Annotated in this window: 14 protein-coding genes; 11 read left to right on the top strand and 3 right to left on the bottom strand. The window is 60.6% G+C overall.

The window, feature by feature from the left end; all coding sequences use genetic code 11:
* Positions 1-55: 55 nt before the first annotated feature.
* Both CK498_RS14245 and CK498_RS14240 read right to left on the bottom strand, forming a co-directional pair.
* A complete protein-coding gene (locus tag CK498_RS14245; RefSeq protein ID WP_095621532.1) occupies positions 56-835 on the bottom strand; it encodes an SDR family oxidoreductase in 780 nt (259 codons plus the stop codon).
* A gap of 74 nt (positions 836-909) precedes the next feature.
* Positions 910-1,626 (bottom strand): GntR family transcriptional regulator, encoded by a 717-nt coding sequence (locus tag CK498_RS14240; RefSeq protein ID WP_176475799.1) that lies wholly within the window; start codon positions 1,624-1,626, stop codon positions 910-912.
* A gap of 225 nt (positions 1,627-1,851) precedes the next feature.
* On the opposite strand from CK498_RS14240, the gene CK498_RS14235 reads away from it, so the two are divergent.
* From CK498_RS14235 to CK498_RS14190, 11 genes are all read left to right on the top strand, one after another.
* On the top strand, positions 1,852-2,694 hold the full coding sequence (locus CK498_RS14235) for an ABC transporter ATP-binding protein (RefSeq protein WP_217987780.1): 843 nt from the start codon (positions 1,852-1,854) through the stop codon (positions 2,692-2,694).
* A gap of 35 nt (positions 2,695-2,729) precedes the next feature.
* Positions 2,730-3,509: a class II aldolase/adducin family protein gene (locus CK498_RS14230; protein ID WP_095621530.1), complete on the top strand. Its 780-nt coding sequence runs from the start codon at positions 2,730-2,732 to the stop codon at positions 3,507-3,509.
* A 32-nt stretch (positions 3,510-3,541) separates the two neighbouring features.
* Positions 3,542-4,393 carry a TauD/TfdA dioxygenase family protein gene (locus tag CK498_RS14225; RefSeq protein ID WP_176475798.1) on the top strand — a complete coding sequence of 284 codons (852 nt, stop codon included), beginning with the start codon at positions 3,542-3,544 and terminating at the stop codon, positions 4,391-4,393.
* Positions 4,394-4,454: 61 nt separating this feature from the next.
* On the top strand, positions 4,455-5,477 hold the full coding sequence (locus CK498_RS14220) for an ABC transporter substrate-binding protein (protein ID WP_095621528.1): 1,023 nt from the start codon (positions 4,455-4,457) through the stop codon (positions 5,475-5,477).
* Positions 5,474-6,244 (top strand): ABC transporter permease, encoded by a 771-nt coding sequence (locus tag CK498_RS14215; protein WP_095621527.1) that lies wholly within the window; start codon positions 5,474-5,476, stop codon positions 6,242-6,244. The genes CK498_RS14220 and CK498_RS14215 overlap by 4 nt, the downstream gene beginning before the upstream one ends.
* A 28-nt stretch (positions 6,245-6,272) precedes the next feature.
* Positions 6,273-7,019, top strand: a complete 747-nt coding sequence (locus tag CK498_RS14210) for an ABC transporter permease (RefSeq protein WP_095621526.1) — start codon at positions 6,273-6,275, stop codon at positions 7,017-7,019.
* A gap of 18 nt (positions 7,020-7,037) precedes the next feature.
* Positions 7,038-8,528: an amidase family protein gene (locus CK498_RS14205; protein ID WP_095621525.1), complete on the top strand. Its 1,491-nt coding sequence runs from the start codon at positions 7,038-7,040 to the stop codon at positions 8,526-8,528.
* A gap of 13 nt (positions 8,529-8,541) precedes the next feature.
* Positions 8,542-8,694: a helix-turn-helix domain-containing protein gene (locus CK498_RS14200; protein ID WP_229359077.1), complete on the top strand. Its 153-nt coding sequence runs from the start codon at positions 8,542-8,544 to the stop codon at positions 8,692-8,694.
* Positions 8,684-9,541: a HipA domain-containing protein gene (locus CK498_RS14195; RefSeq protein WP_229359076.1), complete on the top strand. Its 858-nt coding sequence runs from the start codon at positions 8,684-8,686 to the stop codon at positions 9,539-9,541. Before CK498_RS14200 ends, CK498_RS14195 begins: the two co-directional genes overlap by 11 nt.
* A gap of 91 nt (positions 9,542-9,632) precedes the next feature.
* Positions 9,633-9,833 carry a hypothetical protein gene (locus CK498_RS26585; protein ID WP_229359075.1) on the top strand — a complete coding sequence of 67 codons (201 nt, stop codon included), beginning with the start codon at positions 9,633-9,635 and terminating at the stop codon, positions 9,831-9,833.
* 255 nt (positions 9,834-10,088) lie between these two features.
* Entirely contained in the window at positions 10,089-11,330 is a 1,242-nt protein-coding gene (locus CK498_RS14190; RefSeq protein WP_095621524.1) for an NAD(P)/FAD-dependent oxidoreductase, read from the top strand.
* A gap of 96 nt (positions 11,331-11,426) precedes the next feature.
* Here CK498_RS14190 and CK498_RS14185 read toward each other — a convergent pair whose 3' ends face one another.
* On the bottom strand, positions 11,427-12,437 hold the full coding sequence (locus CK498_RS14185) for a hypothetical protein (RefSeq protein ID WP_095621523.1): 1,011 nt from the start codon (positions 12,435-12,437) through the stop codon (positions 11,427-11,429).
* Between the last annotated feature and the right edge of the window lie 292 nt (positions 12,438-12,729).

Here is a 12,729-nt window from a genome sequence, read left to right as displayed (position 1 = left end):
CATGGGGCCTCATGATCGGTGATTAGGGTAGCGGATGCGGGCGGCGGGTTTGCGCTCAAATCACCGAACCACGAGCAGCGATGCCCCCATCGATAGTGACGATGGTGCCGGTGATGTACGATGCCCGCGGCGAAGACAGAAATGCCACCAGGTCGGCCACCTCCCTGGCTTCCGCCGGGCGCCCGCCGGGATACTTCTCAAACAGCTCTTCCCAGCGCGCCTCGTCGCCAAGCATGTCGACCGCCTTGCGCTTCATGATCTTGAGCATGCGGTCAGTGGCCACCGGCCCGGGATTGACGCCGACCACTCGCACACCATGGTTGAGGCTCGCCCCCCCCAACGCCTTGGTGAACGCCATCAGTGCGGCATTGCCGGTACTGCCGGCGATATAGCTGGCATCCCAGTTCTCGCCGGAGTTGCCGATCACATTGACGATCACTCCATCACGCTCGCGCAGCACCGGGTAGAAGGCACGCGAAAGGGTGATATAGCCGAACACCTTGAGGTCGAAACCCTGCCGCCACGCCGCATCGTCGACGATCTCCAACGAACCCGCCGGGATGTCGCCAGCATTGTTGATAAGAATATCGATGGGGCCGACATGCTTGATAAGTGTCGCCATAGCCTCACTGCTGGACAGGTCCATGGCATGTACCTGAACGTCGATGCCATATTCACCGATGAGCTCATCACGCAGCCCCTCCATCGCCTCCCGGTTGCGTGCCGCCAGATGCAGATGGCACCCCTCGGCACCCAGCACCCGCGCCACGGCCATGCCGATACCCTTGGAGGCACCAGTGATCAAGACGGTTTTGCCTTGTAGTTCGAGCTTCATTGTTGTGCTCCCTTGTTTATTTGAACAAACACTAGGTATACACAACAAAGCAACTTGCATGCCAATATTGACAATCAACTCCTTCCGAATTGCGCGATGAAGTCGATTAGGTCGTCGCCAAGCAGGGTCAAATGCCCGCGCATCGCATTGTGTGCCGCCTCGGCATCATGAACGAAGATCGCGTTCATCACCCGCTCGTGCTCCTCGAGAGTACTGTTGATGCGTTCCGGCAGGTCAGTAACCTGGCGGCGGTAAGCGCCCACCCGGTTGCGCAGCATACGCGTCTGCTCAGCAAGAAATACGTTGTGAGATGCCTCGTAGATCGCCTCGTGGAACTCCAGATTGATGCGATAGAAGCTGGCTAGGTCCTGTGTCTTGCTCTCCTCTACCAGGCGCTGATGAATCTCGGCCAAGCTAGCGCGCTGCGCCGCCGTGATGCGCCTGGCTGCCAGGCGCGCGCAAAGCCCTTCGAGCTCGGCCATGACCTGAAACATTTCCAGCAACTGGCTGACACCGATCTCGCGCACGATGGCGCCCTGCCTCCCGCGCAACTCGACCAGCCCGGTAGCGGCCAGTAGGCGGAAAGCCTCGCGTACGGGGGTTCGCGACACATTGAAGCGCTTGGCGATGTCCTTTTCGTCCAGCCGCGCCCCGGGCTGCAAATCGCCTAGAGAAATTTCTTTCTCCAGCCACCAGCGCAGGCTCTCCCCCAGCGTTGCTCCTTCCTGCTCCAGAGACTCGCCATGTGCCGAGATGGTGCAAACCGGCGTATCCGTGGATGTTTTTTGCATCACAATGTTCCTTATCAACATCTATAGGTATACCTAAATAAAAGACTTGAATACTTGAATCCGCTACTTGGAATTTCAAGAAGCCTGTCTAAATCCTATTCATGGCGCCATGAAAGCACAACATGGCGGAAAACATGAACAAGCCATGCAAGGTTGGCATGCATAGTGCATTGACTTGACAAACCCTGTCCTCCCTAGCGGGAGTCACTCGACAAGGAACCAGCAATGACTGCGACCAGCACCCACCTCGCCGCGCCTCGGGACAACCCCGCCGCCACTGGCCTGATGATCGAAAGCTCCTCGATCCTCGCCCTGGATGGGGTGACTAAACGATTCGGCCAGATAACCGCCCTTGAGAATTTCGGCGTGGATATCCGCAAAGGCGAATTCATCACCGTCATCGGTCCCAGCGGCTGCGGCAAGAGCACCTTATTCAACATCGTAGCGGGGCTGGAGTCGCCCGATGAGGGGCGAATTTCCCACCATGGCAAGCCGGTCGCCGCGGGCGACTTGCTCGGTCAGGTCGCCTTCATGCCGCAACAGGATTTGCTGTTGCCATGGCGAACGGTACTCGACAACGCGATTCTCGCCATCGAGCTTGAGGGCACGCCTCGCAGCGAAGCACGCCGGATGGCGATGGACATGCTGCCTGAGTTCGGCCTGACGGGCTTCGAGCGCCACTATCCCCAGCAATTGTCCGGAGGTATGCGCCAGCGCGTCGCGCTGATGCGCACTTTTCTCTTCAAGCGCGAACTCATGTTGCTCGACGAACCCTTTGGCGCTCTCGACTCGCTGACCAGATCAATGATGCAGCGCTGGCTGCTAGAGATCTGGCGCCACCATGAACGCACCGTGCTGTTCATTACCCACGACATCGATGAGGCCATCTTCCTCGGCGACCGCGTGCTGGTGATGTCGGCACGTCCCGGCCGGATCAAGCTGGAACAGCACATCGGCCTACCACGCCCTCGCCTCGGCGAGGTGGTGACCAGCGAGGCCTTCGTGCAGTTGAAGCGCAAGCTACTCAAGGAGCTCGAGGAAGAGAGCATGAAGTCTTTCACACCTTGAGAGTCCACCGATCACCGACATTGCGAGCAATCATAATGCCTCTGAACACTTCCCAACGTGCCGCCGACATGACCGCCTCAGAGTGGCAAATGCGTATCGACCTGGCAGCCTGCTACCGCCTGGTCGCACGCTTGGGCTTGGATGACATGATCTACAACCATATTTCGGCACGTGTGCCCGGCAAACCGGACGAATTCCTGATCAATCCTTATGGTTTGCTGTTCGAGGAGATCACCGCATCCAACCTGGTGAAGATCAACCTGCACGGTGAAAAGCTCGACGACTCACCCCATGACGTCAACGTCGCAGCCTTCGTCATCCACGGCGCGATTCACTCCAGCCGCCACGACGCCATCTGTGTATTGCACACCCACTCGGACTGCAGTTTGGCAGTGTCGACACAACCGGATGGGTTGCTGCCGCTGAGCCAATTCGCGATGCGCTTTTATCGCCGTCAGGCCTTCCATGATTACGAAGGCGTCGCCATCGACATAAGTGAGCAGCAGCGCCTGATCCGTGATCTTGGCGACCATCCCGTCATGCTAATGCGCAACCACGGTCTGCTGACCATCGGCCGCACCCCGGCGGAAGCGTTCATGCTGCTCTACTACTTCGAGCGCGCCGCAAAAATCCAACTCCAGATCCAGGCCGCGACCCCCAACGCCAGCGAGCACATGATGCCGTCGCACGAGACCTCAGAAAAGGCCGCCCGGCAATTCTGGGAGCAACACGGCGACATTCTCATCAACGGCGAACGGGAGTGGCCGAGCCTGATCCGCCAGCTTGCACGTGAATGTCCCGACTATCGCCAGTGATGGCTATCCATCCGTCATATAGGAGTGTTTCGATGCAACTGAACCTTACCCCTCTGACGCCGGCTTTCGGCGCCGAAGTCCAGGGCCTGAACCTATCGCAGCCCCAATCCGACGACACCATGGCAACGCTCAAGGCCGCCTTGAACGAACATTCCATCCTGGTGCTCCGCGACCAGCCATTGAGTGCGCAGCGTCATGTCGAGCTCAGCAAGACCTTTGGCCCGCTGATGATCCACGTCCTCAAGCAGTTCCTGACCACCGATCACCCGGAGATCTACGTACTCTCCAACGTCGCTGAAAATGGCAAGCCGATTGGTAACCACAAAGAGGGCTGGAACTGGCACTCGGACCTCTCCTATGTGGAGGAGCCGAGCATGGGCTCGCTACTGCATGCCATCGAGGTGCCGCCAGAGGGGGGAGATACTCTATTCGCCAGTATGCATGCCGCTTTTGAGGCATTGCCCAAAGCAATTAAGGATAAAATCCGCTCGCTCAAGGCCGTGCACTCTTACACCGGCTACTACGAAAAGGCCTTCGCCGATCGTGAACCGCTAAGCGCAGAGCAGCGTGCCAAGACCCCGGACGTTGTCCACCCGCTAGTGCGCATCCATCCGGAGACCCATCGCCCATCGCTGTATGTGGGCCAGGACATCGTCAAGGAGATCGTTGGGCTACCCGCCGAGGAAAGTCGCAGCTTGATCGACGAACTCAATCGCCATGCCATCAGCGACGCCTTTGTCTACCGCCACAAGTGGCAGGCACACGACCTGGTGATCTGGGATAACCGCTGCACGATGCACTGTGCGACACCCTATGACGACCAACGTTACCGCCGGGTCATGCACCGCACCACCGTAGAAGGAGACCGGCCCTTCGGCGCCTAATGATGGCGTCTGCAACACCCAAACAACAATTGCATCAACCCAAAACAGCGGAGTCATCGACATGAGTATAACGACAAAACCTGCCTGGCAACGCCTTATCACTACCCTGGCGTTAGCGGCACTTTACCTAATCTGCAGCGTCGCCGAGGCACAGTCCACGCAAGCGAGCCTGCGCCTCAAATGGCTGCCACAGGCACAGTTCGCCGGCTTCTACGTGGCCCTGGCCAAAGGCTACTATGCCGACGAGGGGATTGACCTGACCATCAACCCGGGCGGCCCCAACATCCTCACTGAGAACCTGGTGGCATCCGGCAGCGATACATTCGGCCTGTCCGGTGGAGCCGAAAGCGTGTTCGCGGCCCGCGACAGGGATTTGCCGGTGGTCGCCATTGGACTTGGCACCCAACTGACGGATTTCGTCTTCGTTGCCAAGCAGGATGGTCCGATCGAGACCCTCGAGGATTTCGTCGGTCACCGTGTCACAACCTGGTTCACCGGCGCCAACTACGTGCTTTACGCGATGCTCGCCGAACAGGGAATCGATCGCGAAACGGTCAACATCCAACCTCAACAGGTCAGCGTCACACCATTCGTCGACGGCACCGTCGATGTCGCTACAGCCACCTGGTACAACGAGCTCAACACCATCCGCAATCGAGTTGGCGAAGAGAACCTGCGTATCTTCAGCCCTGACGACTACGGCATCACCTTCCCTCGCGATGCACTGATTGTCTCCGAGAGAACTCTCGCCGAACGACCGGAATTGGTCGAGGGCTTCGTGCGTGCCACTCTCAAAGGTTGGAAAGAAGCGTTCTCCGATCACGACGCTGCAGTGGATACCGTCATGCAGTGGGCACCAACGCTGGACCGCAACCACCAACTAGCAATGCTCAGCGAGATGCAGCGCCTGATGACAGCCGGCCCGGCGGAAGAGTTCGGCCTCTACTGGCTGGACCGTGAGACGCTTGAGCAGGAGCATGACCTGCTGCGGCGCTACGACGTGATCGGGTCCGATGTCGATCTCGATATCGCCTTCGATTCCCGCATCCTTGAAGCCATTGACAAAGACGAGCGGATGCCATGAAGCCCCGCCTGGCGACGCTAGCCCACGGAGCCACGACCAGGCTTGGCTTGACGGTGTTGGGCCTGGCGCTGGTCTGGCAGGCCAGCACCGCACTGCTCGGCGTGCCGGCCAGTTACCTACCAGGGCTCGATGCGATATTTTCAATGATGCATCGCCACCCTGCGCCCTTCATCGCTGGCTTCATACGCACTGCCAGCGAGATGCTGATCGGGCTTGCTGCGGGCACCCTCGTGGGGTTGATCAATGGCGTGCTGCTGCACCGGCACCAGCTGCTTCGGCAGCTGCTGCTGCCGCTGTTTATCGTCTCCCAGACGATTCCAGTGATTGCCTTCGGCGCACTGGTGGTGATGTGGTTCGGCAATTCACTGCTGTCCAAAGCCGTGATCGCCTTCTACCTGACCTTCTTCACCATCACCGTCAACACCCTGGCTGGCCTGCGCAGCGTCGATCCCGCCCAGATCAGACTGCTGCGCAGCTTCGGCGCCAGCGACCATCAACTGCTATGGCGACTGCAACTACCCTCGGCGCTGCCGGACATCTTCATCGCCCTGAAACTCGCCGTGGCGCTGAGCCTGTCCGGGGCGGTGGTAGGCGAATGGTTCGGCGACACCACCGGCCTCGGCGTACTGCTACTGCAGTCGATGTACAACGAGGACATGGTCACCCTGTGGGCCACCATCCTGCTGGTCGCACTGCTCGGCTCGCTGAGCTTCGCCGCCGTGGCACTGATGGAGCGCGTCATGCTGTTCTGGCAACCGCGCGCATGAGCCCGGCCATCAAGAGAAGGAGTGCAGCATGACGGAATACGTCGGAAGCCGCCTGTGGGCCGCGCTAAGTATCCTGGGTTTCTTCCTGTTCTGGGAACTGGCGGTACACCTGCTGGAGATCCCCGCTTATCTGCTGCCCCCGGTGAGCGGTATCGTCGGCCAGGTCTACAGCGACTTGGCCAATCTGCTTGGTGCGGCAGGAGTGACACTGTTCCAAGCCGTCGCCGGTTTCTCGATCGGCGCCCTCGTCGGCCTGACGCTGGCCATCGCCCTGACCTTCATGAAGTCGATTCGCCAGTCGTTGCTGAGCATCGTCGTAGCGATCAACACGGTCCCCATGATCGCCTATGCGCCCCTGGTGATCCTGTGGTTCGGTGTGGGCATGCAATCGAAGGTGATCATCGTCTCCTGCGAAGTCGGCTTCACGGTTCTGCTGGGCACGCTCGGCGGCCTGAACCAGACCGACCAGCGCTCAATCGACCTGCTGCGCAGCTTCGGCGCTGGGCCGCTGACCATCATGACCAGGCTACGCCTGCCGACCGCCCTGCCAGCGATCATGACGGCTTTGCGGCTGTCCACCGTGCGCAGCATCATCGCCACCATCGTCGTCGAGATGCTCGGTGCCTACCAGGGGCTGGGCTGGACAATCTTCCAGTCGGTGGTGATGAGCGACTTCCTGACCGTGTGGGCGGCGATCTTCCTGGCCTCGATCATGAGCCTGCTATTCTTTGGCCTGATCTCGTGGCTGGAGCGGCGCTTGGTGTTCTGGCGATGATCCCCCGAGGAAAGATAAATGTCCGATGAGTTGTTGGCAGCAAGCGCTCAGGAGATAGTTCGCAGGATCGTCGAAGGTGACTGCAGCGCCGAGGCATTGGTCACCGCTAGCCTGGCACGCGCACGACGCCTGGCGGGCCTTAATGCAGTGGTATCGCTCGATGCCCAGGGCGCCTTGGACGCCGCACGCTGTATCGATATCCGACGCCGCGCGGGGGAGCCCTTGCCACCCCTGGCCGGCCTGCCGTTGCTGGCCAAGGACAACATCGCTAGCGCCGCGCTACCCACCACCGCAGCTACACCGGCACTACGCGACTTCCGGACCAAGGGCAACGCCCCATCACTGCAACATCTAATGGATGCCGGCGCTATCCTGCTCGGCAAGGCCAACCTGCACGAAATGGCTTCAGGCACCACCTGCGTGCACCGTCTCGCCAACCCCGGCAGCGTACGCAACCCGCATGCCCCGGAGTGCATCGCCGGTGGCTCGTCGGGTGGCAATGCCGCAGCGATCGCCGCAGGCATCGTGGCCTGTGGCCTCGGCACTGATACCGGCGGCTCGTTACGTATTCCCGCCGCGCTGACCGGTATCGTCGGCTTCCGCCCATCGCATCACCCGTCCAGCCGAACCTGCCGCTACAACAGCCACGGCTTCCTGCCAATTAGCCCACGCCACGACACCGTGGGCCCCATGGCCAGGACAGTTGCCGACATCCGGCTACTCGACGACGTACTGAGCGGCATGCCACGACTCGCTCCTACCCCCACCCCACGAGGATTACGACTGGGTATAGCGTCCTGGTTCTGGTCGGCGCTGGATGGCGAGTCTCGTCGACCGCTAACACGGGCGTTGGAGCGGCTAACCGATGCCGGGGTAGAACTGGTCGAGATCGAGCTCGACAGACTAGGCGAGCTGAATGCCCGTGTCTCACCGATCATCAACTTGCACGAACCGCTGACCTCCATTCCCCGCTTCCTGCAGACTTTCGGGTTGGACGAAGATAACCGCCGGATAACGCTCGAGGAGATCGTCACCCAGGTCGCCTGCGATGATGTCAGGGCACTACTCGAGAGAACCCTGAGCCGTGAACAAGCTAACGCCTATCCTTCCGCTATCCACCACTCGCCGGCCTTGACGAGCTATCTCCAACACAGCTTCAAGACCCACCGGCTGGAGGCCCTGTGCATACCAACCACCCTGATAGCAGCACGCCCGCTGGTGACGCCGGACAGCGAACAGCTGGTGATCGGCGGCCACCACGTTAGCCGCTTCGAAGCTTATATCCGCAATACCACACCGCTGAGCAGCGCGGGTCTACCGAGCCTGTCGCTACCGGCCGGCACTACCGACAGTGGCCTACCGGTCGGGCTCGAACTATGCGCTCCGCTGGGCGAAGACGACCGCCTGCTGGCCCTCGCCACCGCCTTGGAGCCTCTGCTAGAAGCCCCTCCGGAAACCGACTTGGCACACCTCGTCAACGAGTTGGAAGGGGGCACTGTTACACCATGACAGGGCGGCCTTAATGACCAAGTCACCGGCCCAGGGCGAGCCAGCGGCGCATTACCTGGAGCGCGGCAAGCCTACACTGCAGTTGCAGAAGGTGCTGGATGTACTCGACCTGATGGGGCTCGAGGTGGTGGTACGGCGCAAGGGTGGCAACCGCCATGGCGAGTGACGATATCCTGGCGCTTTACCACGGCGACAGGCATGTCGGACGGCTGCATGACGCACAACCGCTGCGCTTCGAGTATGCCCCCGCTTGGCTGGAGCACCCTGAAGCGGTGAGTCTCTCCCCCACCCTGCCCCTCTCGCAGCAGGAGCACGCAGGTGATGCGGTGCTGGCCTACTTCGAGAACCTACTGCCGGAAGACGACCTACGCCGTCACCTTGAGCTTCGCCACCACACCACTAGCGTATTCGGTCTGCTTAACGCCATCGGCGGAGACACGGCCAGCGGCTTCACCCTGCTGCCGCCAGGAGAAACACCCGCTCCGCCGCACTATCGGCCCATCAGCTGGCAAGCCCTGGCGGAGCACCTGCGGCACGGGGAACGGGGGCCTCTGCTCTCGCAGCAGGGCGAAGAGGCGCGGATCTCGCTGGCCGGCGCCCAGGACAAGCTCCTTCTGATGGTGCAGGCAGACGGTAGCCCCGCCTTCCCGGAAGGTTTGGCCCCTTCCAGCCATATCCTCAAGCCAGATATTCAAGGCCTGAGAGGTGTATGGGCCAGCGCCATCAACGAGACCTTCTGCATGCAGCTTGCCGCCGAGCTCGGGCTCGAGGTTGCCGACGCCAGCTACCAGCCCGAGACCCGCGCTTGCCTCGTGCGCCGCTACGACCGCGTGCCCGACGCACAGGGAGGGCTACGACGACTGCACCAGCTCGATTTCTGCCAGCTCGCCGGTACACCCTCGCTGATCAAATACGAAAGCGACGGCGGCCCCGGCCTGGCACGCTGTCGTGGACTCATGCAGCAGATGGGAACGCCGGCCAAGGACTTGCAGCGCCTGCACCACGCTCTATAGCGGCCTCGCACGCCGCTTCGCGTTTCGCATCAATGGTGAGGATCGCCCCGGCAGTATCGAACGCTCTCACCTGGAAGCCCTGGCACGCTCGATGCGATTCCAGCCGCGCTACTTCATCAAGCAAGGCCTCGAACTCGCCGAACGCATACCGGCAGCCATCGACGCCACCCTCGCCACCCTGAGCCCCGAGGCGCACCAAGGCAACGAGCAAACGCTGCTGGAGAGGCTACAGCAGCGTCTGTTGAGCAACTGCCACAAGCTGCCAGAGCGGTGGACGGTCGGAAGCGGTTGATTAGGCCACGGCAGCCACCTGGGCAGCACCTACGCTGTACGGGTGAGGGCGCGAGAAGGCCCTGGAGCCAGCACAAGAACAAGCTCCATTTATCGCCAACATGGCGATCGAATATTCTGCTAATCAGTGAAAAATTGGTGTCTTTATCTTAATTTTCAGAAGATAACCGATCTTCTGGGAAGTGCTGATAAACTCCGCCCGTAACAGGCTCTGCCCCGCGGCGGAGCCTCCATTCTCATCGGCAGGGAGACCTTCATGGCCCGCAATATCATCGTTCTTGGTGCCGGCATGGTCGGCGTATCCGTAGCCTGGCATCTGGTGCGTCGCGGTCATGACGTCACCCTAGTGGACCGCCGCGAGCCGGGGCTCGAGACCTCCTTCGGCAATGCCGGCATCATCCAGCGCGAGGCGGTGCGCCCCTACGCCTTCCCCCGCGATATCGGCACCCTGCTGCGAGTGGTGCCCAACCGCAAGGTGGATATCCGCTACCGCCCCACCGGCATGATGAACGCCGCGGGCCCGCTGCTGAACTACTGGCTGAACTCGAGCGGTAAGCGCTACGAGCGCATCGTTACCGAGTGGGCATCGCTGATCATGCGCTGCCAGGATGCCCACGCGCCGATGATCGAGGCCGCCGGCGCCGAGGCGCTGGTGCGCCAGGGCGGCTGGCTGGAACTTTACCGCACCCGCAAGGCGTTCGAGGCGTGCCAGGAAAAAGCCAGAGAAAACCACGAGCGCTTCGGGGTCGAGTATGAGGTGCTGGACGCCGAGGCGCTCCACGCCAAGGAGCCGCACCTGGACAAGGGGCTGATCGGCGCGATCCACTGGACGCAGCCGTGGATGGTCTCGGACCCGGGCGGCCTGGTGCAGGCCTACGCCCGCAGCTTTGCCGAACAGGGCGGCAAGGTGATGCAGGCCAGCGTCGAGGACGTACTCCAGGTCGAGGGCGGCTGGCAGGTCAAGACCAGCGAGGGGCCAATGGAGGCCGACCAAGTGGTAGTGGCCCTGGGGCCCTGGGCCGGCGATATGCTGGAACGGCTGGGCATGAAGGTGCCGCTGTTCGTCAAGCGCGGCTACCACATGCACTACTCCGCGGAAGAGGGCGCCAAGCTCAACCACTGGGTGATGGACGCCGAGAAGGGCTTCCTGCTCGAACCGATGCGCGCCGGGATTCGCCTGACCACCGGCGCCGAGCTTGCCGACCTGGACTCGCCGCCCCAGTACAAGCAGCTGGCGGCCGCCGAGAAGGTGGCACGCAAGCTGTTTCCGCTGGGCAAGCGCCGCGACGGCCAACCCTGGAAAGGCGCCCGCCCCTGCCTGCCCGACATGAAGCCGGTGATCGGCCCTGCTCCCGACAAGGCCGGACTATGGCTCGCCTTCGGCCACGGCCATCAGGGCTTTACCCTGGGCCCCGCCACCGGCGAACTGCTCGCCCAGATGATGGATGGCGAAACGCCCGCGGTGGATATGGCACCGTTCCGCGTCGATCGCTTCTGAATATAAGTCCACCAGGAGTTAGATGCTGGGTCCCTGATGATCAGCGACCATGCCGGCACATCTGTGAAGCTGGTCATGGTCGCTTGGTAGGGGGCGTCAGGTATCGATCTGTGGTGAAGTGGCAGGTGCCTGCGCCGATGGTTCCGCCATTTCCGTCTCTGCGGATGAGGGCTGTTTCGCGGGATTGGTTAGCAAATAAATATGAGCGGCAATGCTGATAGGCCACAGGCTGAGACCGATGGTTTTCGCCAGTAGAAACAGCCACCCGTTAGCATAAAACTCGTTTATTGCCAGCCAGATCGTACCGCCTCCGATGACGACTGTCAGGCCTATACCCCAGCATAAAATTGCCACCGTAGCATCGGTGAAACTGTTCAATCGCTTGGCGACTAGCTTGAGGATCCAGATGCATCCCACCACTGCCAGTAGCAGTAGGAAAAAACCACCGGTCTTTAGCGTTGAATCGGCTGCCCCATAGTAACCCATCCCTGATTGGTTGTTAAGACGCCAAAACATGATGGTGCTAATTGCGACACCTATTACGCTGATCACCAAGTGGGCTAACAGGTAACGGCGCAAGAAGGCCAGGCAGTCCAGCTGTTTTTCCGCAGGCATGTCCGGCCGCTGTCGCAAGAGCGCATGCGACGGCTCGACATCGCGAAGAGAGCGTAACGTGAACCCCATGAGCAGCGCCACTACGCCCATTATTGCCAGCCCCCCTGTCGATAGTAGTGAATACCAAAGATGCTCATCCATAGGATTCGATGTCGCCCAGTTGAACACTGAGCCCGAAGCCCCTAATGAGAATATGCCGACCCCGGCGAGGCTACCCCAAACCCGGCCGAAGGCGTTCATACCCACGATGGTGTACAGAGCGATCAATGCGAGATCCATTGAGACATGCGGCGTGAAATAGCTACCCCAAAAGATGGCTTCAGGATAGAATCTTGGCGTCATGTCCCATAAGAAACGGCTTTGGCTCATAAGAAACGCACTGCCTAACTGTATGCTTAATAGCAAGTAGGCAGCCAGCCAGTAGCGGTGACGATCCTGGCGCGGCTCGCTCATCGGACGGAGCCGGTAAAGTTCTTTAAAGATGTGAAACATACCTTTCCTTAGGAATTACATTAACGTTGCGGGGTACTTACCTTGCGGATAAACCACTTCGCGAAGATCACTTCCCCTCGATCGTCGCGGGTGGCTTGCTGCTTACGTCGTACATGACGCGATAGGGAACGGTTTCCAGCAGCTCTTGCCAAACTGGCCAGCCCCTTACCGTGGCTGATAGATCTATGGGGCGCCGTTAGACTATTCCATAGCGTGCAACATTTATACATTCTAATATTTAAAACCACCAAGACGCAACAACCGCATTTCCTCATTGTTGCGGCAGCCTGCT

The organism is Halomonas salipaludis (assembly GCF_002286975.1).
GTDB classification, from domain to species: domain Bacteria; phylum Pseudomonadota; class Gammaproteobacteria; order Pseudomonadales; family Halomonadaceae; genus Franzmannia; species Franzmannia salipaludis.
Note: the sequence above shows the minus strand (reverse complement) of the source record. Positions and strands in the feature narration are given on the sequence as shown.

Excerpts from the sequence above, each read along its gene's own strand:
- CK498_RS14220 (WP_095621528.1), top strand. The coding sequence starts at position 4,455 with ATGAGTATAACGACAAAACCTGCCTGGCAACGCCTTATCACTACCCTG.
- CK498_RS14225 (WP_176475798.1), top strand. The coding sequence starts at position 3,542 with ATGCAACTGAACCTTACCCCTCTGACGCCGGCTTTCGGCGCCGAAGTC.
- CK498_RS14185 (WP_095621523.1), bottom strand. The coding sequence starts at position 12,437 with ATGTTTCACATCTTTAAAGAACTTTACCGGCTCCGTCCGATGAGCGAG.
- CK498_RS14235 (WP_217987780.1), top strand. The coding sequence starts at position 1,852 with ATGACTGCGACCAGCACCCACCTCGCCGCGCCTCGGGACAACCCCGCC.
- CK498_RS14240 (WP_176475799.1), bottom strand. The coding sequence starts at position 1,626 with ATGCAAAAAACATCCACGGATACGCCGGTTTGCACCATCTCGGCACAT.
- CK498_RS14195 (WP_229359076.1), top strand. The coding sequence starts at position 8,684 with ATGGCGAGTGACGATATCCTGGCGCTTTACCACGGCGACAGGCATGTC.
- CK498_RS14215 (WP_095621527.1), top strand. The coding sequence starts at position 5,474 with ATGAAGCCCCGCCTGGCGACGCTAGCCCACGGAGCCACGACCAGGCTT.
- CK498_RS14200 (WP_229359077.1), top strand. The coding sequence starts at position 8,542 with ATGACCAAGTCACCGGCCCAGGGCGAGCCAGCGGCGCATTACCTGGAG.
- CK498_RS14205 (WP_095621525.1), top strand. The coding sequence starts at position 7,038 with ATGTCCGATGAGTTGTTGGCAGCAAGCGCTCAGGAGATAGTTCGCAGG.
- CK498_RS14230 (WP_095621530.1), top strand. The coding sequence starts at position 2,730 with ATGCCTCTGAACACTTCCCAACGTGCCGCCGACATGACCGCCTCAGAG.
- CK498_RS26585 (WP_229359075.1), top strand. The coding sequence starts at position 9,633 with ATGCGATTCCAGCCGCGCTACTTCATCAAGCAAGGCCTCGAACTCGCC.
- CK498_RS14245 (WP_095621532.1), bottom strand. The coding sequence starts at position 835 with ATGAAGCTCGAACTACAAGGCAAAACCGTCTTGATCACTGGTGCCTCC.
- CK498_RS14190 (WP_095621524.1), top strand. The coding sequence starts at position 10,089 with ATGGCCCGCAATATCATCGTTCTTGGTGCCGGCATGGTCGGCGTATCC.
- CK498_RS14210 (WP_095621526.1), top strand. The coding sequence starts at position 6,273 with ATGACGGAATACGTCGGAAGCCGCCTGTGGGCCGCGCTAAGTATCCTG.